This window comes from Mycobacterium sp., from assembly GCF_051006775.1.
Taxonomy (GTDB): Bacteria; Actinomycetota; Actinomycetes; order Mycobacteriales; family Mycobacteriaceae; genus Mycobacterium.
Window position 1 is genome coordinate 1 of the sequence record NZ_JBPCSX010000224.1, and the last position, 24,346, is coordinate 24,346.

A 24,346-nucleotide genomic window follows, 5' to 3' on the forward strand; every position below is an offset into this window, starting at 1 on the left:
CGACATCCTGGTCATCGACTCGGTGGCCGCACTGGTGCCGCGCGCCGAGATCGAGGGCGAGATGGGCGACAGCCACGTCGGCCTGCAGGCCCGCCTGATGAGCCAGGCGCTGCGCAAGATGACCGGCGCCCTGAGTAACTCGAACACCACCGCCATCTTCATCAACCAGCTGCGCGAGAAGATCGGCGTGATGTTCGGCTCGCCCGAAACCACTACCGGCGGCAAGGCGCTGAAGTTCTACGCCTCGGTGCGCCTCGACGTCCGCCGGATCGAGACGCTGAAGGACGGTACCGACGCGGTCGGTAACCGCACCCGCGTCAAGGTGGTCAAGAACAAGGTGTCGCCGCCGTTCAAGCAGGCCGAGTTCGACATCCTCTACGGCAAGGGCATCAGCCGCGAGGGTTCGCTCATCGACATGGGCGTCGATCACGGCTTCGTCCGCAAGTCCGGCTCGTGGTTCACCTACGAGGGCGAACAGTTGGGCCAGGGCAAGGAGAACGCCCGCAACTACCTGATCGAGAACCCCGATATCGGTAACGAGATCGAGAAGAAGATCAAGGAGAAACTCGGGATCGGTGCGGTGCTGACCGACGAGTTCGTCGATGACGTCCTTCCCGCTCCCGTCGACTTCTGAGACCCGCGAGGAGCAGGCGCACGCAGATTGTCTGCGCCTGCTCACCGTGCGGGCCCGCACCCGTGCCGAACTGGCGGAGCGGCTGACCAAGCGGGGCTATCCCGATGAGGTCGCCGAGACGGTGCTGAGTCGGCTGGCGGAGGTCGGCCTCATCGATGACGAGGACTTCGCGGAGCAGTGGGTGAAGTCGCGGCAGCGTAACGCCGGAAAAGGGAAGCGCGCATTGGCCGCTGAACTTCGCACCAAGGGTGTCGACGCCGACGTGATCGCCTCCGCCCTGTCCGGTATCGACGCCGGGGTCGAACGTGTCCGGGCCGAGCAACTCGTGGAGCGCCGACTACGGCGTGAACCGCTGGACGATGGCGATGAGATCAAGGTGACTCGGCGACTCGTGGGTATGCTCGCGCGCCGCGGCTACAGCCAGAGCATGGCGGTGGCGGTGGTCACTGATGCGGTGGCCGCGGAACGGGAGCGCCGGAAGGTCTGATCTAGGCTCGGTCCATGCGGATCTCGGCCAAGCTGGCACCCACTTTCAGCTATTCCGAGCTTGAGGATTTCTGGCGCACCGCCGACGATCTCGGATTCGAAGCGATCTGGAACTACGACCATTTCTACGGCCTGGTGGATAACGCCAAACCCACACTGGAGGGCTGGACGACTCTGGCTGCCATGGCGGCAGTGACCCGGCACGCCCGAGTCGGCTGCATGGTCACCGGTGTGACCTATCGCAATCCGGCGATCCTGGCCAAGATGGCGGTCACCGTCGACCACATCAGCGGTGGCCGAATGGATTTCGGCATCGGCGCCGGCTGGCATGAGGACGAGCATCGTGGCTACGGTATCGAGTTCCCCAGTCCGGGAACCCGGGTGGCGATGCTCGACGAGGCGCTCACGGTGATCCGACGGTTGTGGACCGAGGAGTCGGTCACCCATTCGGGTCGCTTCTTCACCCTGACCGAAGCGCTGTGCGAGCCCAAACCGGTTCAGCGTCCACACCCGCCCGTCATCGTGGGTGGCTCACAGCCGAAGATGCTGCGGGTGATCGCCCGGCACGCCGACGAATGGAACATGCCCAGCCACGAGGGTCCTGCCGAGTGGGGACAGGCCAACGCCGCCCTCGACGTGGCGTGCACGGAGGTCGGCCGTAACCCGGGTGAGGTCCGGCGTGCAGTGCAACTGTTCCTGCATCCGCGAAAGCCCGGACAGGTCGACGAACAACTGGGTCTGCTGCCGGAATACCAGAGACTCGGCTGCGACCATGCCGTGCTGTCGTTCTACCAACCACCAGATGCCGAGTTGATGCAACGCTGCGCCGCCTTGCGTGGAAACTAGTCGCCGGGCTCCAGCATCGGGTCGGCCGCTTCCAGTGGTTCCGGGGTGCGCTTGGAGCGGCGAAGACGGCTCTCCAGCCTGGTCGCCGCGGCCGAGAGCGCGAAGTTCAGGCTGATCATCAGCACGGCGATCACGATCAGTGCCGGCACGTAGTTGCCGTAGGTCGACCCGATGACGGTTCCTTGGCGCACCATCTCCACGAACGTGATCTGATAGCCGATCGCGGTGTCCTTGAGCGCAACGACCAACTGGGACACCAGAACCGGCAGCATCGAGGTGATGGCCTGGGGCAGCAGAACCGCCCGCATGGTCTGCCCCCAACTCATTCCCAACGATGCGGCGGCCTCGGTCTGTCCGCGGGGGAGCGCGCCCACACCGGTTCGCACGATCTCGGCGATCACCGCCCCGTTGTAGAGGGTCAGCCCGGTCACCACGCCGGCCAGCGCCAACTGTTTGGACGGGAACACGTCGTAGAGCGCGAACAGGAAATAGGCGAAGATCATCATGATCAGCACGGGTACGGCCCGGAAGAACTCGATGATCACCGTGCACGCCCACCGCAGCGGCGCAGCGGGGGACATCCGGCCGACACCGAGCAGCAGTCCGAGGATCAACGCCAGCACGATCGAGACGGCGGCGGCGGTAAGGGTGCCGGTGACACCGGGCAGCACATAGGTCTTCCAGAGGTCGCCGGTGAGGAACGGTCGCCACTTCGCGGCTGTGAGTTGTCCCTTGTCGGCGAGCCGGGAAACGATCGCCCACAGCACCAGTGCGACCACTGCCACGGTGACGCCCGAGATGATGCGGTTGCGGACCCTTGCCCGGGGTCCGGGTGTGTCGAATAGCACGGACGCGCTCACCTGACCACCGCCCAGCGCTTGCCCAGCCACCCGAACAGCAGGCCCATCGGCAGGGTCAACAGCAGGAACCCGAATGCGAAGACCCCACCGACCAGCAGCAGAGCGGCGGTGTTCTCGATCATCTCCTTCATCAGCAGCGCCGCCTCCGCGACGCCGATCGCCGATGCGATGGTGGTGTTCTTGGTCAGCGCGATCAGGACCGACCCCAGCGGGATGATCACCGCCCGAAATGCCTGTGGCAGCAGCACGATCCGCAGATTCTGCCCGAATGTCATCCCCAACGAACGGGCCGCCTCGGCCTGGCCGGCAGGCACGGTGTTCACCCCGGCGCGCACCGTCTCGCACACGAATGCCGCGGTGTAGACCGACAGTCCCAGCACGGCGAGCCGGAAATTACTGTCGGCGATCGACGTCGGTGATGTCGCATCGGCCAGTGTGATGCCCAGGGTCTGCGCAAGGCCGAACGAGCAGAACAGAATGATCAGCGTCAGCGGGGTGTTACGGACGGTGTTGACGTAGAAGGTTCCGATCTGGTTGAGCGTCGGCACCGGGGACAGCCTCATCGCCGCCAGCGCGGTACCGAGGACCAGCGCCCCGATCGCCGACAGTACCGTCAGCTTGATCGTGGTCCAGAAAGCCGTGATGATCAGCCCGCCGTACGTGCCGAAGATGTCGACCCGCTCGGCCGCGCCGCCGGTGGCGGCGGTGTCGAGTGGCGGAGGCGGCGGCGCGGTGATACCGGCGGGGCCGAGGTTGCGGTCGAACGCCGCCGTCCAGTCTCCGTCCTCCTGCATCTTGAGGATCGCACTGTTGATCTGGTCGCGAAGCTCGAGATTCTCCAGGCGCAACCCGATTCCGTAGTGCTCCACCGAGAACGGCTTGCCGATGATCTTGAAGGCGCCGGGGGACTGCGCGGCGAATCCGGCCAAGATCACCTCGTCGGTGCTGACCGCATCGATCGCGCCGTTGCGCAGCGCTTCCACACATGCCGAGTAGGTGTCGTACTGCTGCAACTGCACACCGGGGTACTTGTCCTTGATGCGCTGGGCCGGTGTCGACCCCGACACCGAACAGAGCCGCTTGGCGTTGGCCAGGGATTCCGGTCCGGTGATGTCAGCGTTGTCGGCCCGCACCATCAGGCTCTGCCCGGTGTCCAGATACGGCCCGGCGAATCCGACCTTTGTCTTGCGGGCATCGGTGATCGAGTAGGTCGCCACGATGTAGTCGACCTGATCGTTCTGGATCAGTGTCTCGCGCTGCCCGGACGGGGACTCCTTCCACTCGATCTGCTCCGGTGAGTACCCGAGTTGCCCGGCCACATAGGTGGCGACGTCGACGTCGAAGCCCGCCATCGACCCATCCGGCTTCTTCACCGCCAGGCCCGGCTGGTCGAACTTGGTGCCGATGGTGATCGTCTTCTCGCTACCGCCGCACCCGGCCAGGGCCAGCGACAGACCCATGAGCAGCAGAAGGGCGAGCAGGCGCCGGGGCAGTGACCGCATGGTGCTAGTGGCTGAGGATCTTGCCGAGGAAATCGCGGGCCCGGGCCGATTGCGGGTTGGAGAAGAAGTCCTCCGGCGCGGCGTCCTCGACGATCGTGCCGTCGGCCATGAACACCACCCGGTTGGCCGCCCGGCGGGCGAACCCCATCTCGTGGGTTACCACCACCATGGTCATACCCTCGGCTGCCAGCGAGGCCATGACGGCCAGCACCTCGTTGACCATCTCCGGATCCAGCGCGCTGGTCGGCTCGTCGAACAGCATCACCTTGGGCTCCATCGCCAAGGATCGGGCGATCGCGACCCGCTGCTGTTGGCCGCCGGACAGTTGCGCGGGGTATTTCTCGGCCTGGCTGGCGACACCCACCCGCTCCAGCAGCGACATCGCCCGGGTCCGGGCCTCCTCGGCGGACACCTTGCGGACCTTGACCGGTGCCAGCATCACGTTTTCCAGGATGGTCTTGTGGGCGAAGAGGTTGAACGATTGGAACACCATGCCGACCTCGGAACGCAATTGCGCCAGCTTGCGTCCCTCCGACGGGAGCACCTCGCCGTCGATGGAGATCGTCCCGGAATCGACGGCCTCCAACCGGTTGATGGTTCGGCACAGTGTGGACTTGCCCGAACCGGACGGGCCCAGGACCACGACCACCTGACCGCGGTCGATCTCGAGGTTGATGCCCTTGAGCACATGCAGGGGTCCGAAGTGCTTGTCGACCCCCTTGATAGAGATCATCGGGACCCCGCCACCAGCCATGCGAGCTGACCTTACCGAGGTCCGGCACGCTCGGCGCGGTAACCGCATCCGTAGCATGTGCGGTGTGACGGCGGCGCGCAGCCAGGAGAGCGGAACGGGCGATTCGCCGGCTCCGCCCCGGGGGCGTACCTATCAGGTTCGCACCTACGGCTGCCAGATGAACGTTCACGACTCCGAGCGGATCGCGGGTCTGCTGGATGCCGCCGGCTACCTGCCCGCGGCCGAGGGAACTGACGCGGACGTCGTGGTGTTCAACACCTGCGCGGTGCGGGAGAACGCAGACAACAAGCTCTACGGCAATATCAGTCACCTCGTGCCCCGCAAGGAGGCCGACCCCGATATGCAGATCGCGGTCGGCGGCTGCCTGGCCCAGAAGGACCGCGACAGCGTTCTCCAGCGGGCGCCGTGGGTCGACGTGGTGTTCGGCACGCACAACATCGGCTCGCTCCCGGTGCTGCTCGAGCGGGCTCGTCACAACCGCGTCGCACAGGTCGAGATCGCCGAAGCGCTGCAGGCATTCCCTTCCACACTGCCGGCCACCCGGGAATCCGCCTATGCCGCATGGGTTTCCATTTCCGTCGGCTGCAACAACACCTGCACGTTCTGCATCGTGCCCTCGCTGCGCGGCAAGGAGTTGGATCGCCGCCCCGGCGACATCCTCGCCGAGGTGCGTTCCCTGGTGGACCAGGGCGTGCTGGAAGTCACCCTGCTGGGTCAGAACGTCAATGCCTACGGGGTGTCATTCGCCGCCGACGAGCACCTGCGCGAGTCGCCGTTGACTGAGCATGACACTGCGCGCGACCGTGGCGCCTTCGCGGCGCTGCTGCGTGCGTGTGGCCGCATCGATGGGCTGGAGCGGGTTCGCTTCACCTCGCCGCACCCGGCTGAGTTCACCGATGACGTGATCCAGGCGATGGCCGAGACCCCGAATGTGTGCCCGGCGCTGCACATGCCGTTGCAGTCCGGTTCCGATCGCATCCTGCGCGAGATGCGGCGGTCCTACCGGGCCGAGAAGTATCTCGGAATCATCGAGCGGGTCCGGGCGGCGATGCCACATGCGGCGATCACCACCGACATCATCGTCGGCTTCCCGGGTGAGACCGAGGAGGATTTTGCCGCCACCCTCGATGTGGTGCGTACTGCGCGGTTCTCGGCGGCCTTCACCTTCCAGTATTCGAAGCGGCCTGGAACGCCCGCGGCTGATTTCGACAATCAGATACCCAAAGCTGTTGTCCAGGAACGCTATCAGCGGCTCATCGAGCTCCAGGATGCGATTTCCTGGGAGGAGAATCAGGCGCTGATCGGCAGCACGGTCGAACTGCTGGTGGCCACCGGCGAGGGGCGCAAGGATGCTGCCACCGCCCGGATGTCGGGCCGGTCCCGGGACGGCCGGCTGGTGCACTTCGCCGCCGGCGACAACCAGGTGCGCGCCGGCGATGTGGTGACCACAACGATCACCGCTGCCGCACCGCATCATCTGATCGCCGACGCGCCACTGCTGACCCACCGCCGGACCCGGGCCGGTGACGCCCAGGCCGCCGGCGAGCGCCCGCGAACCATCGGGCTTGGACTTCCCCTCATCGGCGCACCGCCGACCAATGAGCCGACGAACGGATGTGAACGATGAGCGTGCCGGATCCCCAGGGCCACTTCGAGGCCTACAAATCCGATCTGGAGGCTGCCGAACGCCGGGTGGCCGGCGAGATCGATCCGGGACTGCGGGGTGTCGTGGTGGCGGTCCTGGTCTTCGTCCTGGTGTTGTCCTTCGTGCTGCCGCACACCGGTGGCGCCCGCGGGATCGACGTCCTGATGGGCAATGCCAAGGCGATCAGCGTCGGTATCGCCTTGCCGTCACAGATCTTCGTCTGGTTCGCACTGATTTTCGGGGTCGGTTTCTCCATGCTGGCCCTGCTGACCCGGCGCTGGACGCTGGCCTGGATCGCCCTGGCCGGTTGCGCTGTCGGAACTGCGATCGGGATGCTGGCGGTGTGGTCCCGGCAGACTGCGACCCACGGCCATCCCGGCCCGGGAATCGGACTGGTCCTGGGCTGGATCACCCTGTTCCTGCTGGCGTTCCATTGGGCACGGGTGGTCTGGACCCGCACCGCGGTGCAGCTGGCCGCCGAGGCTCAGCGCCGGGAAGAGGCCGGGCAGCAGGCGCGCTCGGTGCTCGACGAGCCGTAGGAGCGCCTGCGCCGCCGCTACCGCTTCTTCGCGACGGCCTGCGCCGCCGCTGCGGCCCACTCCCGCCACTGCGCCGCGCTGGCCCGGGCCGCTTCGGCATCCTTGGCGCGGCCGGCGGCCTCGGCTTTCTCCGCCTGACGTTCGAACTGCTCGACGCGAACGCGGAACTGCTCAGCGCGGGCCTGGGCCTCGGGGTCGATCCGGCCCGCATCGGCGGCGTCGCGGATCTTCTTCTCCACCGCCCGCAGTCTCCGGTCCAGTTCCGGTCCGCGTTCCTTGGGGGCCTTGCCGGTGTCATCCCACTTGTCGGTGATCGAGCGCAGCGCCGCCAGGGCCGCCTTGGGGTTGGCGACGTCGATCTTCTCGGCCTCCGCGAGCAGGCGCTCCTTGGCCTCGGCGTTGGCGGTGAACTCGGCATCGCGCTCAGCGCTGACCGCGTTGCGGGCGGCGAAGAAGGTGTCCTGAGCCTTCTTGAACCGCTGCCACAGCGTCTCGTCGACGTCCTTGGCGGCGCGGCCGGCGGCCTTCCACTCGCCCAGCATGTCGCGGAACTTCGCCGCAGTCGGTGCCCAGTCGGTTGAGGCGGACAGTTCCTCGGCGCGCTCGCACAACCGCTCTTTGGCCTGCCGTGCGCCGGCCTTCTCCTTGTCGAGTTCGGAGAAGTGTGCGCCGCGCCGCCGGTTGAACGTGTCACGGGCCGCCGAATAGCGCTTCCACAGCGCGTCGTCGACCTTGCGGTCCAGTCCGGTAATGGTGCGCCACTCATCAAGGATGGTTCGCATCCGATCGCCGGCGGTCTTCCACTGGGTGGCGTTCGCGGCGAGGTCCTCGGCCTCGACGGCCAGCGCCTCCTTGAGTGCCGTCTGGGCTGCGCGGTGCTCGTCGCGGCGGGCCCGGTCGGCCTGGGCAGCCTCATCAGCCTGGTCGGCGATCGCGGCCAGCCGGGCCGCCAGAGCGTCGACGTCGCCGAGAACGCTTGCGGTGGGCAGTGTTTCGGCCAGCGCGGCCGCCGCCGCCCTGATCTTGCGCGCATCGCCATTACCCGATGCCAGCCGGTTCTCCATCAGCGTGATCTCGGTGGCCAGATCATCAAAGCGACGACCGAAGTGGGCGAAGGCGGCCTCGGCGTCACCGGCCTGCCAGGACCCGATGACTCGCTCACCCGTCGCGGTGGTCAGGTACACGGTTCCGTCGTCGGCCACCCGGCCGAACCGGTGCGGGTCGCTCACCGGCGTCCGCAGCGGCGGTTGGGCCGGCTGGTTCGGGCGTGGGCCCGGTCGCGGTGGTCCGGGCAGGGGGCTGGGCTTGGGGAAGTCGCCGGTGGTCGTTTCGTCGCTCGTCATCAGCCCAGCCTTCGTATGCCTGCCGCGCTGAGCGGCTCCGGTCGTGCGGTGCGGGCCGGTGGAAGCGACTACCGGTCCCCGGTGGGTATTGAACCAGTTCGCATCCGCCCATGTGCCGAGGTTGCCCGTGTTGTTGCCCGTGCTAGAGAGTTGGCGGTCAGAGTTGCCCGGTGCCGCTACGGTCGGCAGGCTGGCGCGCAGCACGATGACGAGCGTGGGGAGGTGTCATGGCCGAGGTGGAGATCGCCGCCCTGCTGGCACTCGGTGCCGCGATGGCAATCGGTGTCGGCGACGTCATCCAGCAGCGGTCGGCCCAGGGTGTCACCGACGAACCGGTGGGACATGCCGCACTTTTTCTCCGGCTGCTCCGCGACCGGACCTGGTGGGCCGGCAGTCTGCTGGCCGGGGCGGGTTTCGTACTGCAGGCAGCAGCGCTGGGAATCGGATCGGTGGTGCTGGTTCAGGCATTGCTCTCAACGTCACTGCTGTTCGCACTGCCGATCAGCGCACGGGTCAACGGTGCGCGGATCAGCCGCCGGCAGGGGGTGTGGGCTGCGCTGCTTGCGGTAGCGGTCGCGGTGATCGTCATCGAGGGTGATCCGACCGAGGGGCTCGCGCGGGCCGGGATCTCGGTATGGCTTCCGGTGATCGGGATCTTGGGCGCGCTGCTGCTCGCGGGCCTGGCGGCGGCCAAGCTGCTGGCCGGGCGCCCGGCGGCGGCGGTGCTACTCGGCCTGGTGTCGGGCGCGCTGTGGGGCCTGTTCGCCGTACTGACCAAGGGCGTCGTTGATCGGCTCGACGAGGGCGTCTGGGCCGTGCTGACCATGCCTGAGCTCTACTCGTGGGCGGTTGTCGCGCTGCTCGCCACCGCGATTCAGCAGTCTGCGTTCCGGGCCGGATCGCTGGCGGCGTCGTTGCCGGCGGTGAATGTCAGTGAACCGCTGGTGGGCTCTGCCTTGGGCATCCTCGTCCTTGGCGAGGCCCTGTCGCCGGGGCGGATCGGCTGGTTCAGCCTGGTGGCGGCGGTGGCGGTGATGGTGGCGGCGATCGTGGCGCTGGCCCGCAGCCAGAGCGCCTCCGCCGGCGCCCGTGGCGCGGTCTAGCGTTGATCCCGTGTTGGCGGCCATTGCACTGACTCCCTCCGCGCCGGTCCTGGTGCCCGACCTCGCGGGCCGTGCTGCCGCCGAGGTCGCCGAATTCCGCACGGCTGCAATCGAGGCGGCGCGCGCGCTTCCGGATCAGTGGATCGCGATCGGGGTCGGGAGCGCCGAATTGGTGCTCTCGCGTGTTCGCGGGACCTTCGCCGGATACGGAACGGACGTACCGGTATCGCTGTGCCCGGAGGAGCTGGGATCACCGACCGAGATGCCGCTGTGCGCGTTGTTCGCCGGTTGGCTGCGCGGGCAGGCCAACCCCGCCGCGTCTGTGCCTGTCCGGGTGTACCCCAGCAACCTGACCGCCGGGGAGGCACTGGCCCGCGGACGGCTGCTGCGCGAGCTCATCGACGACACACCCGAGCCGATCGGGGTGCTGGTGGTCGCCGACGGACTCAACACGCTGGGTCCGTCGGCGCCCGGCGGTGAGGATCCCGGCGCCGGACCGGTGCAGGCCGCTCTGGACGATGCGCTGGCCGCCGGCGATACCGTCGCGCTGGCTGAATTGCCCGACGGCGTCGTCGGCAGGGTGGCTTATCAGGTGCTGGCGGGGTTGTGCGGATCCGGGCCCCGCACGGCGCGCGAACTGATCCGCGGTGCGCCCTACGGTGTCGGCTACTTCGTGGGTGTCTGGCTCCCATGACCGGCCGGCCGATCGCGATCATCGGCCCGACCGGCACCGGCAAGTCCGACCTCGCCGTCGAGATCGCGGTCCGGGTGGGTGGCGAAGTGGTCAACGCCGACGCCATGCAGCAGTACCGCGGAATGGACGTCGGCACCGCCAAACTGAGCATCGCCGAGCGCCGCGGGGTCCCACACCACCAGCTCGACGTTCTTGAGGTCACGGCCACCGCCACCGTCGCCCGCTACCAGCAGGCCGCGGTCGCCGATGTGGCGGCGATCGTCGGTCGAGGGGCCACCCCGGTCATCGTGGGCGGGTCGATGATGTACATCCAGGCACTGCTGGACGACTGGGCGTTCCCGGCGACCGATCCGGCGGTGCGGACGCGCTGGGAGGAGCGGCTGGCCGAGATCGGCGTCGCCGCTCTGCACTGCGAACTGGCCCGACGTGACCCGGCGGCGGCAACCTCAATTCTGGACACCGACGGCCGCCGCATCGTCCGTGCACTCGAGGTCATCGAGCTCACCGGTCGACCGTTCGCCGCTTCCGCACCTGCTATCGGCGCTCCGCGCTGGGACACCGCGATTATCGGATTAGACTGGGACACAACGGTTCTCGACGGCCGATTAGCGGTCCGGACCGATCTGATGTTCGACCGGGGTCTGGTGGCCGAAGTGGCAGGTCTGGCGGATTACGGGCTCAGAGACGGTGTCACGGCCCGCCGTGCGCTGGGCTATTCCCAGGTGCTCGACGCCATTGATGCCGGCGGTACCGCCGAGCAGATCGCGCAGGCTCGCGAATTGACCTTCATCGGAACCCGCCGCTATGTGCGTCGGCAGCGGTCATGGTTTCGGCGTGACCACCGGATCGGTTGGGTGGACGGCGCGGCCGACGACCTCACCGAGACGGTACTGAGGCGCTGGCGGGACGTATCCTCGAGGACGAAATGAAATTCGTGAAGGGGCACGGCACGCAGAACGATTTCGTGCTGTTGCCCGACCTCCCCGGTCGCCTGGATCTGACGCCGGCCTCGGTGGCCGCGGTCTGCGACCGTCGTCGCGGTCTCGGCGCCGACGGCGTCCTTCGGGTCACCACCGCACAGGCCGCGCTCGCCGCCGGCGTGTTCGACGCGCTTCCCGTCGGTGTCGAGGCGGCCGATTGGTACATGGACTACCGCAACGCGGACGGCTCCGTCGCGCAGATGTGCGGTAACGGAGTGCGGGTCTTCGCGCACTACCTGCGGATCGCCGGACTGGAAAACCGCGACGCGTTCGTGGTGGCCACGCTGGCCGGACCGCGTCCGGTGGTGATCAGCCACGCCGACGGTCTCAACGCCGATGTCACCGTCGAGATGGGCAAGGTCAGCCGGTTCGGCGCCGGCCGGGCGAGCGTCGGTGGGCGCACCTTCACCGGACTGGTCGTCGACGTCGGCAATCCACACCTGGCCTGTCTGGATCCCGACCTGACCGAGCAGCAGCTTGCCGGGCTCGCCGTCGGCGAACCGGTCGGGTTCGACGCCACCCGGTTCCCGGACGGGGTCAATATCGAGATACTCACCGCGCCGAACCGCGGTGCCATCTCAATGCGGGTACACGAGCGCGGTGTCGGCGAGACGCGATCCTGCGGCACCGGGACCGTCGCAGCGACGGCGGCCGCCCTGGCCCATCAGGGCACCGAGTGCGGATCGATGCGGGTCCGGGTGCCCGGTGGCGAGGTGGAGGTCGAGATCACCGACACCACCAGTTACCTGCGCGGACCGTCGGTGCTGCTGGCGAGCGGTGAGATATCGGACGCCTGGTGGAATGCGCAGGGGTGATCGGCCGCGGTTGGCGGGGACGCCAATTGATGTGCGCGACGTTGTACCGGCGTGACACCATCGGAACCAACGTATGACCGATTCTGACCTGACCCGCGCCTCCGCTGAGCCCAGCCTCGGCGAACTCGCCCTGGAAGACCGTGCCGCGCTGCGCCGGGTTGCGGGGCTGTCCACCGAACTCGCCGATGTCTCCGAGGTCGAATACCGCCAGCTGCGGCTGGAGCGTGTCGTGCTGGTCGGTGTGTGGACCGAGGGCTCTGCCGCTGACGCCGACGCCAGCCTGGCCGAACTCGCCGCCCTGGCCGAGACCGCCGGCTCGGAGGTGCTCGAGGGAATCATTCAGCGTCGCGACAAACCCGATCCGGCGACCTACATCGGCTCCGGCAAGGCCCAGGAGTTGCGCCAGATCGTCGTCGCCACCGGCGCCGACACCGTGATCTGCGACGGCGAGCTCAGCCCGGCGCAGCTCAACGCGCTGGAGAAGGTGGTCAAGGTCAAGGTGGTCGACCGCACCGCGCTGATCCTGGACATCTTCGCTCAGCACGCCACCAGCAGGGAGGGCAAGGCCCAGGTGGAGTTGGCCCAGATGCAGTACATGCTGCCCAGGCTGCGCGGTTGGGGCGAGTCGATGTCCCGGCAGGGTGGCGGTGCCGGCGGCAGCGGGGGCGGGGTCGGCACCCGCGGTCCCGGCGAGACCAAGATTGAGACCGATCGCCGCCGTATCCGGGAACGGATGTCGAAGCTGCGTCGGGAGATCAAGGACATGAAGCGGGCACGCGATACCCGGCGCAGCCGGCGGCTGCACAGCGATGTGCCCTCGATCGCGATCATCGGGTACACCAACGCCGGCAAGTCCAGCCTTCTCAACGCACTGACCGGGGCCGGCGTCCTGGTGGAGAACGCGCTGTTCGCCACACTCGAACCCACCACCCGTCGCGGCACGTTCGACGACGACCGCCCGTTCGTGCTGACCGACACCGTGGGGTTCGTCCGGCACCTGCCCACTCAGCTCGTCGAAGCGTTCCGGTCCACCCTCGAAGAGGTTGTCGACGCCGATCTGCTGATCCACGTCGTCGACGGTTCCGATGCCAATCCGATGGCTCAGATCGCCGCGGTGCATCAGGTCGTTCGCGAGGTGCAGGCCGACCATGATTCGCCACCATCGCCGGAATTACTTGTGGTCAACAAGATTGACGCGGCGACCGACCTGACGCTGGCGCAGCTGCGCCGCGCGTTACCCGGTGCGGTGTTCGTCTCCGCCCATACCGGTGACGGATTGGGGCGGCTGCGCACCAGGCTGGGGGAGCTGGTCGAGCCCCGCGAGATCACCGTCGACGTGACGATTCCCTACGACCGCGGTGATCTGGTCGCTCGGCTGCACAGTGAGGGCCGGGTCGACGCTGTCGAGCACACCGACGCCGGCACCCGCGTGAAGGCCCGGGTGCCCGCCGCGACTGCGGCTGCCCTGAAGCAATATCTGATCGCCTGAGTTCCCCCGGCCCTCCCGCAATGGTCGTTGGTCCTGCCTGTGACCGGTTGCTGGGTTAGTCTTGGCGCGGCATGACGATCGACAAGGAGACGAGCAGCTCATGAGGAACGTGTTGGTGGCAGCCACGGCGGGTCTTTCCGCTGCGGTGCTGAGCTTTGCCGTCGTTGGCTGCGGATCGGGCGCTAAGACCGATACCAAGACCTCCGCATCCGAGTCGGCTACGACCTCGGCGGCGGCGTCGAGTACGGCCGGCGGCGCGCTGCCGCCCCCGCCCACGAAAGAGGGCGGCCTGAAGAAGACGCTGCACGACTACATCGTCGAGAACGAGATTGCTGAAACGCCGTTCGATCCGGGTGATCCCGGCACGCCGACGTACGACTTCACGATTCCGGAGGGCTGGGGCGAGGTCGACCAGGTCCCGGACTGGGCTTACGGCGCCATCGTCTACACCAAGGCCGCCGATCCCACCGATCCGCCGACCGTCACCGCGGTCGCCGACCGGCTGACCGGTGATGTCGAGGCGGTCGAGGTCCTGCAGTACGCCCCGGGCCTGCTCGACGATCTCGAGGGCTTCACCCCGGCCGGTGCGCCGGTGCGCAGTTCGTTCTCCGGATTCGATTCGATCGAGTACTCGGGCACCTACATGCACGAGGGCAAGAAGCGTTTCATCGACGAGAAGACCGTCGTGGTGCCGGCCAGGGACGGCAGCTTCTTCGTTCTGCAGCTCAACGGCGACGCGCTCGATGGTGAGCAAGCCGTCGTGCAGGACGCCATGAAGGCGATCAACCAAAACACCAAGATCACCGCCCCCTAGCCGCGACGCACCCGGAGACATCGAGAATGAATCGCTTTCACGCTTCCACGTTGCTCACCGCGGCGATCGCCGGCGTTATCTCCCTGTCGGCTCCCGTGATGTACACCCCGCTGGCCGAGGCCACCGTCACGTGCGCGCCGAACCAACAGGTCGATGCCCGCACCGGGCTGTGCTGGGGCAAACAGGACTTGAACAATCTCGGTACGGCCCGCGGTATGGGCGGCACCGCGCCGTGCATGCCGGGACGGCTCGGATTGTGCCTGGGTGCCATCGCGAACGGCGTCACACCTGGTGACACCCTGCGGACCAAGCCGCCGGCCGGCCCGGCTCCGCGGACCACCTGGCCCTCCCGCTGATTTAATTCAGCGACGCCCTCGCCCTGTCGCGGGCCTGGGGGTGTGCCCTACCAACCGCCCGGTTGGGTTATCCTCGGTGGAAATATCCCACCCGACGGAGGTCAACCATGGGCAACGCAGTCAAGTACACCCGCACCCTCTTCGAGCCCGAGCACGATCTCTTCCGGGAGTCCTACCGGGCGTTCCTCGACAAGCACGTCGCCCCCTTCCACGATCAGTGGGAGAAGGACAAGATCGTCGACCGCGGTGTGTGGCTGGAAGCCGGTAAGCAGGGCTACCTCGGAATGGCGGTTCCGGAGGAGTACGGCGGCGGCGGCAATGCGGATTTCCGGTACAACACCGTCGTCTGCGAGGAGACGGTGGCCGGCCGCTTCAGCGGATTGGGTTTCGCGCTGCACAACGACGTCATTGCGCCCTACCTGCTGCATCAGACCAATGAGGAGCAGAAGCAGCGCTGGCTGCCGCAGTTCTGCACCGGCGAGATGATCACCGCGATCGCGATGACCGAACCGGGCACCGGCAGCGATCTGCAGGGCATCAAGACCCGGGCGGTCCGCGAGGGCGATCACTACGTGCTCAACGGCTCGAAGACCTTCATCACCAACGGCATCAACGCTGATCTGGTGATCGTGGTGGCCCAGACCAACCCGGAGAAGGGCGCACAGGGCTTCTCCCTGCTGGGCGTCGAGCGCGGTATGCCGGGCTTCGAACGCGGCCGTCACCTCGACAAGGTCGGCCTCGACGCCCAGGACACCGCCGAACTCTCGTTCACCGATGTGCACGTACCGGTCGAGAACCTCATCGGCGAGGAGGGGATGGGCTTCATCTACCTTATGCAGAACCTCCCGCAGGAGCGCCTTTCGATCGCCATCATGGCGGCCGCGGCGATGGAAGCCGTGCTCGAGGAGACCCTCCAATACGTCAAAGAACGCAAGGCGTTCGGTAAGCCGATCGGCTCATTCCAGAACAGTCGCTTTCTGCTCGCCGAATTGGCGACCGAGGCCACCGCGGTGCGCATCCTCACCGATGAATTCATCCGGCTGCACCTCGAGGAGAAGCTGACCGCCGATCAGGCGGCGATGGCCAAGTGGTGGACCACCGAGGCGCAGGTCCGCCTGGTTGACCGCTGCGTGCAACTCCACGGCGGGTACGGCTACATGCGCGAATACGGCGTGGCCAAGGCTTTCCTGGACGCCCGTGTGCAGACCATCTACGGCGGCACCACCGAGATCATGAAGGAGATCATCGGCCGCGGCCTGGGAGTCTGATCCGCGAATTGGCATCCTCCACGAGGCATTTCAGTTCAATTCGGGTTTTATCTCAATTTGGGTTCACGCGTTAATTTCGGCCGCGTGTCGTGGTTAGCTGGCGCGGAAATTATGCGACGGTGTTGCTTAATTCTGAGACTTGCCCAGGTCTTGGACTGATTGCGGGAGACGGGTAATGACGCGGCTTGTGAACGGTCTTATGAGATACGGAAGGCGCGTGGCACTCGGCGTCGCCGTGACGGCCACCGCCGCCGCCCTGGTCTCCCCGCACGCATTCGCCTCCCCGGAGAGCGATGCCGCCGGCGCCATCAACGCAGCCTGGGAGGCCGCCGGTGGCTCGAGCTCAGTGGTCGGCGGCACCGACGGCGACGTCTACGAGGTCGGTGCCGGCTACGGCCAGAAGTTCACCGATGGGCAGATTTTCTACACTCCCGACACCGGCGCGCACCTGATCTACGGCGACATCCTGAACAAGTACCAATCCCTCGGCGGACCCGGCGACAGTGATCTCGGATTCCCCACCATCGATGAGGTGGAAGGTCTGTTCGGGCCCGACAGTCGGGTGAGCACCTTCAACGCCAGCGACAAACCCGCCATCTTCTGGACCGCAGAGACCGGTGCCTGGGTGGTGCGCGGCGCACTCAATGTGGCCTGGGACAAACTCGGTGGCTCGGCTGGCGCTCTCGGGGTGCCCACCGCCGATGAGCGCTACGACGGCGATGTCGTGAGCCAGACGTTCACCGGCGGCGAGTTGTCCTGGAACACCGTCACCAAGACCTTCTCCAGTGATCCGTCCAGCCTGGCCGAAGGCCTGGCCGGACTGGAGGTGCCCGCGGATCCGACCACCCAGATCAACATGGCCTGGCGTGCCAGCGGCGGACTGGGCGGTCCGTTGGGTGCTCGGCAGGGCGCGCAGGCGACGATCGGTGACCCGGGCCCGGGACAGGGCGCCGAGCAGGGCTACGCCGGCGGCAAGATCTTCTATTCTCCGGACAGCGGAGCGCATGCGGTGACCGGAGCGATTCTGTCGAAGTACGAATCCCTCAACGGCCCCACTGGCGACCTCGGCTACCCGATCGGCACCGAGACCGAGGGCGGGGTGCCCAACAGTCGGATCGGATCGTTCAACGCGCCGGATAAGCCGGTCATCTTCTGGACGCCCGACAGTGGTGCGATCGTGATCCGCGGCGCCATCAATGCCGCCTGGCAGTCCCTCGGCGGAGCAACCGGAACCCTGGGTGCCCCGACCGGTGAGCAGACCTCCAGTGGTGACACCGTCAGCCAGACGTTCAGCGGGGGACAGGTCTCCTGGAACCAGGCGACAAAGGAGTTCAGCACCAACCCCGCCGATCTCGCATCGTCGCTGTCCGGTATCGAGTTGCCCGACGGCATTGCCCAGGCGCCGGCAACCGGGGGTGCCGGCTCGTCGGACAGCGGAGGCAAGCAGTGGTGGTGGCTGGCGATCGCCATTCCGCTGCTGCTACTGGTCGGATTGCTCGGCCTGTGGGCGATGCGGCGCGGCGGTTCGGCTGCCAGTGACCGGGACTTCGACTACGACGGCGAAGAGGGCCGCTGGCCCGGAGAGCGTCTGGGCGGTGCGTCCGAGGAGGAGCGCACTGCCGAATATCGGTGGTCTGCGCGGACTTTCGAGGACGAGGACAAGATCGACACCGCACCCACCCGGATTCCCAGCGAGTCGGATCTCGAGGGATTCGGGGCGGGCTTCGACGAGTCCGACGGCGAGCGGTCCGACTCCGGCCGGCACGCGACCGACGCGGTCGGCGCCGAGTCGCAGTGGCAACTCGACCTCGGTGAGGTCGGGGAGCCACGTCGCCGACATGCCGCACAGGACTTCTCGCGGTGGACCCAGCCGTTCGAGAGCCGTTTCGACAGCCAGATCGAGAATGTCGCCGACGCGCCGGCCGAGGGTTCGGTAGGTGGCTTCGACGAGTCCTCATGGACCGGCTACTCGTTCGATGAGGAGGTCGAGGTCGAGGTAGAGGTCGAACCCGAGGCTGACGAGTCCGATCAGGAGCCTTGGCGCCCGGCGATCCATCTGCCGCTGGCTGACCCGTATCAGGCGCCTGATGGCTACGTCATCAAAGCCAACACCCATTCGGGCCTGTACTACGCGCCGGACTCGGCGCTGTATGACAACACCGTCCCGGAGGTCTGGTTTGCCAGCGAGGAACTGGCTCAGGCCAACGGTTTCATCAAGGCGCCAAGGTAGGCCGGTCTAGACCTTCCTGATCACTGTCACGATTTTGCCGAGTACGACCGCGTCGTTACCCGGGATGGGATCGAAGGCCGGATTGTGCGGCATCAGCCAGACCTGGCCGCCGGTGCGCTTGAACGTCTTGACGGTGGCCTCGCCGTCGATCATCGCGGCCACGATATCGCCGTTGTCGGCGACGTTCTGCTGACGCACCACGACCCAGTCGCCGTCGCAGATGGCCGCGTCGACCATCGACTCGCCGACGACTTTCAACAGGAACAGTGAGCCTTCGCCGACAAGTTCGCGGGGCAGTGGGAACACATCCTCGACCGCCTGCTCGGCCAGGATCGGGCCGCCGGCGGCGATTCGACCCAGAACCGGGACGAATGCGGGTTCCGGTAGTGCGTCGGAACCGCTGACGTCGGTCACCACCGGGGCCGCCGAATCCTCGGAACCTCGGACGTCGACCGCACGCGGGCGATTCGGGTCCCTGCGCAGGTAGCCCTTGCGCTCCAGGGTGCGCAACTGGTGGGCTACCGATGACGTCGAGGTCAGGCCGACCGCATCGCCGATCTCCCGGATGCTGGGCGGGTAACCGCGGCTGGTGACCGAGGCCCGGATGACGTCGAGGATGGTGCGCTGCCGTTCGGTCAATCCCGCGGCCGTGGTGACTTTGCTCTCGCTCATAGATGCGAATCTAACCCGGATTGACGCGATTATCAAACATGTGTTCGAGCGTGTCGGCCACCGATTGGCCGGTGGGGCTGGAATCTGTCGGAACTTGTCGGGGGGCCTGTTTATCGTCGACGACACGCTCGCTTAAATGTTCGAACATCGAACAGATGATCGAGTACAGTTCGAACACATAAGCGAAGAAGTCCGCGGAAAGGGGCGAACATGACAGTCCTCGATGATCGGGATCTGATCGACCGGCAGCTGGCCGAATGGCAGCAGATCTGGCCCAGGGAAGTCGCGCGCGCCCCGCAGTCGGCGCCGTGCCGGACGGCCCGCGCTGGTTCGGGCAGGGCTGGTTCGGGCAGGGCCGCACGCCCGGCCCCGATGCGCCCGGCGACAGCGCCGATGCGCTATGCCGGAACCGGAATCGCGGTGTCGCGGGCGGCGCATCAGCCGCGCCGTCAGGTAAGCGCCATGATGACCATCGCGCTGGCCGGCCTGGCCGCACTGATAACCGTCTGGCTGGGATCCATCGCGCACTTCAGCAGTGACCGCGCGGCCACGGCCGCGGCGGTGCCTGAGCAACTGGCGGTGGTTCAGGTCCAGGCCGGGGAGACGTTGCAGCAACTGGCCGCCCGGGTGGCCCCGGACGCCCCCGCCGGGCAGACCGTCGAGCGGATCCGCGATCTGAACAAGCTGGGTTCGGTGGCAGTCGATGCCGGCCAGACCCTGATTGCTCCCGTCGGCTGATTCGCGGCGATGTTCGGTGAGACCGGATGCCGCCCAACCGGCCTGGAGTGGCTCATCGGTAATGGTCGCGGCAGGCAGGCGCGGGTAGGCTCTCCCTCATTCGGCATTTCGGCCGGAGAGGGGAGAGAGGAAGCGCTCATGCACTGTCCTTTCTGCCGTCATCCCGATTCCCGCGTGGTCGACTCCCGGGAGGCCGACGAGGGTCAGGCGATCCGCCGGCGGCGGTCCTGTCCGGAATGCGGCCGCCGGTTCACCACCGTCGAGACCGCTGTTCTCGCGGTCGTGAAGCGCTCGGGGGTCACCGAGCCGTTCAGCCGCGAGAAGGTGATCAGCGGGGTTCGACGGGCGTGCCAGGGCCGCCAGGTCGACGACGACGCGCTCAACCTGCTGGCCCAGCATGTCGAGGACGCCGTGCGCGCCGCGGGGTCACCGGAGGTTCCCAGCAATGAAGTGGGTCTGGCGATTCTCGGGCCGCTGCGCGAACTCGATGAGGTGGCGTATCTGAGGTTCGCCTCGGTGTACCGCTCATTCAGTTCGGCGGAGGATTTCGAGCGCGAGATCGAGGCGCTGCGCACGCACCGGAAAGTCAGCACGTCAGGCTGAGCCGGTCAATCCAGCCGCCTGACCCCGTCGCTGACCACCCGGCCACCTACCAGCACCCATCCGTCTGCATTCCACGTCGTAGTGATCTGTGATCCCTTGCCCTGGGTGATTTCCAGATCGCGGCGCAATGAATCAGTGAGGCGTACCGCCGCCGAGCCGGTGGCCTCGTCCTCGGGTACACCGAGTTCGTTGGCGAACATCCGCGCTCGGACACGCCCTGCCTCGCGGTCGGTCCAGGTCCACAGGTAGTGATAGCGATCGTCGGCGTAGTCGACGGGATCAGCGTCCAGTAGTTCTTCAACCGACGCGAAGTGAAGCTCGGCGAACTGCGGTGACCAGTCCGCGCGCGCCCGGATCGTGGTCAGTGTTCCGGCCTGGCCGATCTGCACTCGGCCCGCCGGCACGTGAAGGGTGGCTACCGGTGTGTCTCGTTCGCGCAGCCACCACGCTGCCCCCACGCTCGGATGTCCGGCGAAGGGGAGTTCGGTTGCCGGCGTGAAGATATGGGCATGTGCGGTGGTGGAACCTGCCTGTGGCAGATCGATGAAAACCGTTTCGCTGTAACCCAATTGGGTTGCGATACGTTGGCGATCGGTCGGTACGGCAGCGGCCGCGTCGACGACGCCTAACGGATTGCCGAAGTCGCCGCGTGAGTCGGTGAACACCCGCAGCACCGTGACGTCGATGGACATGGCCCGGTGGTCGGGTTCAGTCGTCGGTGTTGTCGGTGGGTCCGTCTTTGAACTCGTCGGCGTGCTGGGCCAGGAATCGTTCGAACTCCGCACCCAGTTCCTCACCGCTGGGCAGGTCCTCGTCACGGGCCAGTAGTGAACGATTCTCCTGTGCTTCGACGAAGGTGTCGTACTGGCGTTCCAGTGCGGCGACCACCTGGCCGACCTCGGCAGAGGCCTCCACCTGCTCGTCGATCTTGCGGCGCACCGCTGCCGCGGCCTCGGTGAGAGCGTCCAGGGGGAATTGCAGTGCCGCTGACTTGGCGACTTGCTCCAGCAGTGCCTCGGCGCCGGCCGGGTAATCGGTCTGGGCCAGGTAGTGCGGCACGTGCACGGTGAAGCCCACCGCGTCATGGCCGTGCTGAGCCATCCGGTACTCCAGCAGGTTCGAGACGCTGCCGGGCACCTGGACCTCGTTGACCCACGGCTGATGATCGGCGATGAGGTCGCGATTGTTCGAGTGCGCTGTCATGGTCACCGGCCGGGTGTGCGGCACCGCCATGGGGATGGTGCCCAGGCCGATGGTCTGGCGGACGTCGAGTCGCTCGGCGAGAAGCCGCACCGCGGTGATGAAACGTTCCCACTTGAGATCCGGCTCGAGCCCGGCCAGCAGCAGAAACGGTGTGCCGACGCTGTCGCGCAGGGCGTAGAGGTTCAGTTGCGGGTCGTCGTACCGGCTGAAGTGGTCACTCTTGAACGTCATCATCGGCCGGCGTGAGCGGTAGTCCAGCAGGTCGTCGATGGCGAATGACGCCACCAACTCGCTTTCCAGGGTGCCGGTGAGGTGTTCAGCGGCCAACCGGATGGCGTGGCCGGCATCGGAGAAGCCCTCCAGGGCGTGCACCAGTACCGGCCCGCGGCCGTCAGGGGAGGCCAACTGCGGTGCAGGCACCTCGAGTGCGTAGATCTGTTCGTGGACCTGTTCGTCGGGCCGATTGCCGGTCTGATCGTCGTTGCCATCCATCGCCGTGCCTCCTCATCCAGCTTCACCATCTCTAACGCATCGGCGGTGATGCTCGTTCCCGACCGCAGTGCGGAACGGGTTCACCAGCAGCTTAGGCCGACCGGCGCCGGCGGCTGATCCACAGTCGCGTGTCGGTCCACAGTTGACCCCCGGCACGGGGCCCGGCGGCGCGGCGTTGACGGCGGTAGTTGACAGCGTCGGGCCCATGACCAAACACCACGCCGAATACCACCTCAGCCGTCCCGGAGCCCTGATCGCCGCATTACCGGCCGTCCTCGGATTCGTCCCGGAGAAATCGCTTGTCCTGGTCTCCCTGGAGGACGGCCGGATGGGGGCGGTGATGAGGGCCGACCTCTCCGCCGATCTCAGCGAGAACATCGGTCACCTCGCCGAGGTGGCCGCCGCCTCCGGAGCCCAAACGGTGGTGGCGGTCATCGTCGATGCAGACGGGGCGTTATGTCCGATGTGCAATGACGACCACCGCCTGCTGTGTCAGTACCTCACTGCGGCACTGGATGCTCGCGGGGTGGGCGTGTACGCGGCGCACGTGGTCGACCGGGTCGAGGCGGGGGGCACCTGGCACTGCGTCGATGAGTGCGGTGCTCGTGGGGCGGTGGAAGACCCGAGTGCCTCGCCTCTGGCTGCGGCCGCGGTCCTCGACGGGCGCCGCCTGTACGCCCGGCGATCGGATCTGCAGGCTGTGGTCGCCGTGACCGACGCCGATCGCAGCGCAGCCTTGACGGGTCTGATCCGCGCGTGCGACCAGCGGCGCGACGTCGACTGGCGGGCCGACCCCGATGGCTGCGGACGCCGCGACGTCGAGGCGGTGCTGGCGGCCGCCGCTACGGTCTGCGACGGTACCGACCTTGATGATCCGGAGATCGCGGCGCTGGCCTGCGGTCTGACCGACGTCGCGGTGCGTGACACGCTCTACGCGTTGGCGGTGGGTGACCAGGCCGGTCGGGCGGAGACCCTCTGGGCGGTGCTGTCGCGGGTACTCCCTGATCCGTGGCGAGTGGAAGCACTTGTGCTGCTGGCATTTTCGGCCTACGCCCGCGGTGACGGACCGTTGGCGGGACTATCGCTGGAGGCGGCTCTGCGCAGCGACCCCGAACATCGCATGGCGGGGATGCTGGACACCGCATTGCAGTCGGGCATGCGTCCCGAGCAGATCCGCGAGTTGGCGGGCACCGGCTACCGGTTGGCCAAGCGTCTCGGCGTCACGCTGCCACCGCGCCGTGCGTTCGGACGTCGCGCCGGATGAACCGGACTGCCGCTAGACCTTTTCGGCCATGACGGCATGGGCCATCTCGTGGGGTAGTTCAACGTTCTCGTGACCGCCGACGACGATCGTCACGTCGCCGTCGGGGCCGGTCTGGACCAGCACCCTGGCGTTGGGGACCACACCTGCTTCCTTGAGCCGTCCGATCAGGCCGACATCGCCTTGCACATGCTCGGTGAGCTGGCGGACGACGACGGCCACCGCTGAGCCGACCGGAAGTTCGGTGAGCCGCACCAGATCGTGGTGCTGCGACTCGGCGTGGATGTCGTCCAGACCCAGCTGTGCGAGGCCCGGAATGGGGTTGCCGAACGGGGAGACCAGGGGCTTCTCCAGCACCCGCACCAACTGGCGTTCGACGTCTGCGCTCATCACGTGCTCCCACCGGCAGGCTTCGGCGTGCACCTCCTCCAGGGGCAGCCCGATGAGGTCCACCAGGAGCCGCTCGGCGAGCCGGTGCTTGCGCATCACCGCTACGGCGAGCTGGCGGCCCTCCTCGGTGAGCTCGAGGTGGCGATCGCCGGCCACCCGCACCAGTCCGTCGCGTTCCATTCGGGCCACTGTCTGGCTGACCGTCGGGCCGCTCTGCTCCAGCCGCTCGGCGATGCGCGCCCGCAGCGGCACCACACCCTCTTCTTCGAGGTCGTAGATAGTGCGCAGGTACATCTCCGTGGTATCGACCAGATCGTTCATTAGGTCACCCTTCGTTCGCGCAGAGTCTACTTCCCACCGCGGCAATCGCGATCCCGCATACAAGTGGGGCCCCCGGAGATTGCCGGCGGGGCCACTCGTGGTATGCGCTGCCGCTCCGCGATGCGTGCGCGCAGCGGCACCACGCCCTCTTCCTCGAGGTCGTAAATGGTGCGCAGGTACATCTCAGTGGTATCGACCAGATCGTTCATTCGGCGCCTCTCAAGACCCTCTGTCGCGGACGAGTCTACCGGTTGCGCCGCCCCATCAGCGGTCTTCACCGGTGACGACACACGCGGTCGGGTGTGGGG

Annotated in this window: 25 protein-coding genes and 2 pseudogenes; 17 read left to right on the top strand and 10 right to left on the bottom strand. The window is 67.1% G+C overall.

Annotation, left to right across the window (positions count from 1 at the left end):
• The 3 genes from recA to ACR2JI_RS15835 all read left to right on the top strand — a co-directional run.
• Positions 1–634: recombinase RecA (gene recA / locus ACR2JI_RS15825; RefSeq protein WP_526391647.1), on the top strand; the 634-nt coding region annotated here is incomplete at its 5' end.
• Entirely contained in the window at positions 603–1,121 is a 519-nt protein-coding gene (gene recX / locus ACR2JI_RS15830) for a recombination regulator RecX (RefSeq protein ID WP_526391649.1), read from the top strand. The genes recA and recX, both read left to right, overlap by 32 nt.
• 14 nt (positions 1,122–1,135) lie before the next feature.
• Positions 1,136–1,966, top strand: coding sequence for a TIGR03560 family F420-dependent LLM class oxidoreductase (locus ACR2JI_RS15835; RefSeq protein ID WP_526391651.1), 831 nt, complete (start codon positions 1,136–1,138; stop codon positions 1,964–1,966).
• Here ACR2JI_RS15835 and ACR2JI_RS15840 read toward each other — a convergent pair.
• From ACR2JI_RS15840 to ACR2JI_RS15855, 4 genes and pseudogenes are all read right to left on the bottom strand, one after another.
• The gene (locus ACR2JI_RS15840) at positions 1,963–2,826 is read right to left on the bottom strand and encodes an amino acid ABC transporter permease (RefSeq protein ID WP_526391653.1); all 864 of its coding nucleotides are present in this window, start codon (positions 2,824–2,826) and stop codon (positions 1,963–1,965) included. The genes ACR2JI_RS15835 and ACR2JI_RS15840 overlap by 4 nt on opposite strands.
• Complete coding sequence (locus tag ACR2JI_RS15845; RefSeq protein WP_526391693.1) at positions 2,823–3,497, bottom strand: amino acid ABC transporter permease; 675 nt, start codon at positions 3,495–3,497, stop codon at positions 2,823–2,825. The genes ACR2JI_RS15840 and ACR2JI_RS15845 overlap by 4 nt, the downstream gene beginning before the upstream one ends.
• A gap of 36 nt (positions 3,498–3,533) precedes the next feature.
• Positions 3,534–4,328 (bottom strand): annotated as a pseudogene (locus tag ACR2JI_RS15850) (glutamate ABC transporter substrate-binding protein); the annotation flags it as partial.
• A gap of 4 nt (positions 4,329–4,332) precedes the next feature.
• Positions 4,333–5,061 (bottom strand): amino acid ABC transporter ATP-binding protein, encoded by a 729-nt coding sequence (locus tag ACR2JI_RS15855; protein WP_526391695.1) that lies wholly within the window; start codon positions 5,059–5,061, stop codon positions 4,333–4,335.
• 76 nt (positions 5,062–5,137) lie between these two features.
• Between ACR2JI_RS15855 and miaB the strand changes: the two genes are divergently transcribed.
• Positions 5,138–6,709 (top strand): tRNA (N6-isopentenyl adenosine(37)-C2)-methylthiotransferase MiaB, encoded by a 1,572-nt coding sequence (miaB, locus tag ACR2JI_RS15860; RefSeq protein ID WP_526391655.1) that lies wholly within the window; start codon positions 5,138–5,140, stop codon positions 6,707–6,709.
• Complete coding sequence (locus tag ACR2JI_RS15865) at positions 6,706–7,266, top strand: Rv2732c family membrane protein (protein ID WP_526391657.1); 561 nt, start codon at positions 6,706–6,708, stop codon at positions 7,264–7,266. Before miaB ends, ACR2JI_RS15865 begins: the two co-directional genes overlap by 4 nt.
• A 17-nt stretch (positions 7,267–7,283) precedes the next feature.
• Here ACR2JI_RS15865 and ACR2JI_RS15870 read toward each other — a convergent pair whose 3' ends face one another.
• Entirely contained in the window at positions 7,284–8,609 is a 1,326-nt protein-coding gene (locus ACR2JI_RS15870; protein ID WP_526391659.1) for a DUF349 domain-containing protein, read from the bottom strand.
• A gap of 227 nt (positions 8,610–8,836) precedes the next feature.
• On the opposite strand from ACR2JI_RS15870, the gene ACR2JI_RS15875 reads away from it, so the two are divergent.
• The 9 genes from ACR2JI_RS15875 (at position 8,837) to ACR2JI_RS15915 (ending at position 18,358) form a co-directional block, all read left to right on the top strand.
• A complete protein-coding gene (locus tag ACR2JI_RS15875) occupies positions 8,837–9,712 on the top strand; it encodes a DMT family transporter (protein WP_526391661.1) in 876 nt (291 codons plus the stop codon).
• Positions 9,713–9,722: 10 nt separating this feature from the next.
• Positions 9,723–10,406, top strand: a complete 684-nt coding sequence (locus ACR2JI_RS15880) for a class III extradiol ring-cleavage dioxygenase family protein (protein ID WP_526391663.1) — start codon at positions 9,723–9,725, stop codon at positions 10,404–10,406.
• Entirely contained in the window at positions 10,403–11,335 is a 933-nt protein-coding gene (gene miaA / locus ACR2JI_RS15885) for a tRNA (adenosine(37)-N6)-dimethylallyltransferase MiaA (protein WP_526391665.1), read from the top strand. Before ACR2JI_RS15880 ends, miaA begins: the two co-directional genes overlap by 4 nt.
• Positions 11,332–12,201 carry a diaminopimelate epimerase gene (dapF, locus tag ACR2JI_RS15890; protein WP_526391667.1) on the top strand — a complete coding sequence of 290 codons (870 nt, stop codon included), beginning with the start codon at positions 11,332–11,334 and terminating at the stop codon, positions 12,199–12,201. The genes miaA and dapF overlap by 4 nt, the downstream gene beginning before the upstream one ends.
• A gap of 73 nt (positions 12,202–12,274) precedes the next feature.
• Positions 12,275–13,690, top strand: a complete 1,416-nt coding sequence (gene hflX, locus ACR2JI_RS15895; protein ID WP_526391669.1) for a GTPase HflX — start codon at positions 12,275–12,277, stop codon at positions 13,688–13,690.
• 100 nt (positions 13,691–13,790) lie between these two features.
• Positions 13,791–14,504 carry an LpqN/LpqT family lipoprotein gene (locus ACR2JI_RS15900; protein ID WP_526391671.1) on the top strand — a complete coding sequence of 238 codons (714 nt, stop codon included), beginning with the start codon at positions 13,791–13,793 and terminating at the stop codon, positions 14,502–14,504.
• A 26-nt stretch (positions 14,505–14,530) separates the two neighbouring features.
• Positions 14,531–14,860, top strand: coding sequence for a hypothetical protein (locus ACR2JI_RS15905; RefSeq protein ID WP_526391673.1), 330 nt, complete (start codon positions 14,531–14,533; stop codon positions 14,858–14,860).
• Between the two features lie 107 nt (positions 14,861–14,967).
• The gene (locus tag ACR2JI_RS15910) at positions 14,968–16,128 is read left to right on the top strand and encodes an acyl-CoA dehydrogenase family protein (RefSeq protein ID WP_526391675.1); all 1,161 of its coding nucleotides are present in this window, start codon (positions 14,968–14,970) and stop codon (positions 16,126–16,128) included.
• A gap of 175 nt (positions 16,129–16,303) precedes the next feature.
• Positions 16,304–18,358, top strand: a complete 2,055-nt coding sequence (locus tag ACR2JI_RS15915; protein ID WP_526391677.1) for an LGFP repeat-containing protein — start codon at positions 16,304–16,306, stop codon at positions 18,356–18,358.
• A 6-nt stretch (positions 18,359–18,364) separates the two neighbouring features.
• Here the strand turns inward: ACR2JI_RS15915 and lexA are convergent, their stop codons facing one another.
• Positions 18,365–19,030 carry a transcriptional repressor LexA gene (lexA, locus tag ACR2JI_RS15920; protein ID WP_526391679.1) on the bottom strand — a complete coding sequence of 222 codons (666 nt, stop codon included), beginning with the start codon at positions 19,028–19,030 and terminating at the stop codon, positions 18,365–18,367.
• Between the two features lie 210 nt (positions 19,031–19,240).
• Here lexA and ACR2JI_RS15925 point away from each other — a divergent pair, with 210 nt between their 5' ends.
• Positions 19,241–19,768 carry a LysM peptidoglycan-binding domain-containing protein gene (locus ACR2JI_RS15925; RefSeq protein ID WP_526391681.1) on the top strand — a complete coding sequence of 176 codons (528 nt, stop codon included), beginning with the start codon at positions 19,241–19,243 and terminating at the stop codon, positions 19,766–19,768.
• Between the two features lie 138 nt (positions 19,769–19,906).
• Entirely contained in the window at positions 19,907–20,371 is a 465-nt protein-coding gene (gene nrdR, locus ACR2JI_RS15930; protein ID WP_526391683.1) for a transcriptional regulator NrdR, read from the top strand.
• Positions 20,372–20,376: 5 nt separating this feature from the next.
• Here nrdR and ACR2JI_RS15935 read toward each other — a convergent pair whose 3' ends face one another.
• Both ACR2JI_RS15935 and ACR2JI_RS15940 read right to left on the bottom strand, forming a co-directional pair.
• Positions 20,377–21,063, bottom strand: coding sequence for a PhzF family protein (locus tag ACR2JI_RS15935; RefSeq protein ID WP_526391685.1), 687 nt, complete (start codon positions 21,061–21,063; stop codon positions 20,377–20,379).
• 16 nt (positions 21,064–21,079) lie between these two features.
• The gene (locus ACR2JI_RS15940; RefSeq protein ID WP_526391687.1) at positions 21,080–22,066 is read right to left on the bottom strand and encodes a proteasome assembly chaperone family protein; all 987 of its coding nucleotides are present in this window, start codon (positions 22,064–22,066) and stop codon (positions 21,080–21,082) included.
• Between the two features lie 205 nt (positions 22,067–22,271).
• Between ACR2JI_RS15940 and ACR2JI_RS15945 the strand changes: the two genes are divergently transcribed.
• Positions 22,272–23,330: a DUF4192 family protein gene (locus tag ACR2JI_RS15945; RefSeq protein WP_526391689.1), complete on the top strand. Its 1,059-nt coding sequence runs from the start codon at positions 22,272–22,274 to the stop codon at positions 23,328–23,330.
• A 12-nt stretch (positions 23,331–23,342) separates the two neighbouring features.
• Here the strand turns inward: ACR2JI_RS15945 and ACR2JI_RS15950 are convergent, their stop codons facing one another.
• Together ACR2JI_RS15950 and ACR2JI_RS15955 are read right to left on the bottom strand one after the other, a co-directional pair.
• Positions 23,343–24,038 (bottom strand): iron-dependent transcriptional repressor DtxR, encoded by a 696-nt coding sequence (locus tag ACR2JI_RS15950; RefSeq protein WP_526391691.1) that lies wholly within the window; start codon positions 24,036–24,038, stop codon positions 23,343–23,345.
• 110 nt (positions 24,039–24,148) lie between these two features.
• Positions 24,149–24,247 (bottom strand): annotated as a pseudogene (locus ACR2JI_RS15955) (dihydrofolate reductase); the annotation flags it as partial.
• Positions 24,248–24,346: the final 99 nt, after the last annotated feature.

Coding starts and splice junctions, on each gene's coding strand:
- miaB (WP_526391655.1), top strand. CDS start 5,138: ATGTGCGGTGTGACGGCGGCGCGCAGCCAGGAGAGCGGAACGGGCGAT.
- ACR2JI_RS15855 (WP_526391695.1), bottom strand. CDS start 5,061: ATGATCTCTATCAAGGGGGTCGACAAGCACTTCGGACCCCTGCATGTG.
- ACR2JI_RS15915 (WP_526391677.1), top strand. CDS start 16,304: ATGACGCGGCTTGTGAACGGTCTTATGAGATACGGAAGGCGCGTGGCA.
- ACR2JI_RS15900 (WP_526391671.1), top strand. CDS start 13,791: ATGAGGAACGTGTTGGTGGCAGCCACGGCGGGTCTTTCCGCTGCGGTG.
- ACR2JI_RS15925 (WP_526391681.1), top strand. CDS start 19,241: ATGACAGTCCTCGATGATCGGGATCTGATCGACCGGCAGCTGGCCGAA.
- dapF (WP_526391667.1), top strand. CDS start 11,332: ATGAAATTCGTGAAGGGGCACGGCACGCAGAACGATTTCGTGCTGTTG.
- miaA (WP_526391665.1), top strand. CDS start 10,403: ATGACCGGCCGGCCGATCGCGATCATCGGCCCGACCGGCACCGGCAAG.
- ACR2JI_RS15835 (WP_526391651.1), top strand. CDS start 1,136: ATGCGGATCTCGGCCAAGCTGGCACCCACTTTCAGCTATTCCGAGCTT.
- ACR2JI_RS15865 (WP_526391657.1), top strand. CDS start 6,706: ATGAGCGTGCCGGATCCCCAGGGCCACTTCGAGGCCTACAAATCCGAT.
- nrdR (WP_526391683.1), top strand. CDS start 19,907: ATGCACTGTCCTTTCTGCCGTCATCCCGATTCCCGCGTGGTCGACTCC.
- ACR2JI_RS15945 (WP_526391689.1), top strand. CDS start 22,272: ATGACCAAACACCACGCCGAATACCACCTCAGCCGTCCCGGAGCCCTG.
- ACR2JI_RS15935 (WP_526391685.1), bottom strand. CDS start 21,063: ATGTCCATCGACGTCACGGTGCTGCGGGTGTTCACCGACTCACGCGGC.
- hflX (WP_526391669.1), top strand. CDS start 12,275: ATGACCGATTCTGACCTGACCCGCGCCTCCGCTGAGCCCAGCCTCGGC.
- lexA (WP_526391679.1), bottom strand. CDS start 19,030: ATGAGCGAGAGCAAAGTCACCACGGCCGCGGGATTGACCGAACGGCAG.
- ACR2JI_RS15875 (WP_526391661.1), top strand. CDS start 8,837: ATGGCCGAGGTGGAGATCGCCGCCCTGCTGGCACTCGGTGCCGCGATG.
- ACR2JI_RS15905 (WP_526391673.1), top strand. CDS start 14,531: ATGAATCGCTTTCACGCTTCCACGTTGCTCACCGCGGCGATCGCCGGC.
- recX (WP_526391649.1), top strand. CDS start 603: ATGACGTCCTTCCCGCTCCCGTCGACTTCTGAGACCCGCGAGGAGCAG.
- ACR2JI_RS15910 (WP_526391675.1), top strand. CDS start 14,968: ATGGGCAACGCAGTCAAGTACACCCGCACCCTCTTCGAGCCCGAGCAC.
- ACR2JI_RS15950 (WP_526391691.1), bottom strand. CDS start 24,038: ATGAACGATCTGGTCGATACCACGGAGATGTACCTGCGCACTATCTAC.
- ACR2JI_RS15870 (WP_526391659.1), bottom strand. CDS start 8,609: ATGACGAGCGACGAAACGACCACCGGCGACTTCCCCAAGCCCAGCCCC.
- ACR2JI_RS15940 (WP_526391687.1), bottom strand. CDS start 22,066: ATGGATGGCAACGACGATCAGACCGGCAATCGGCCCGACGAACAGGTC.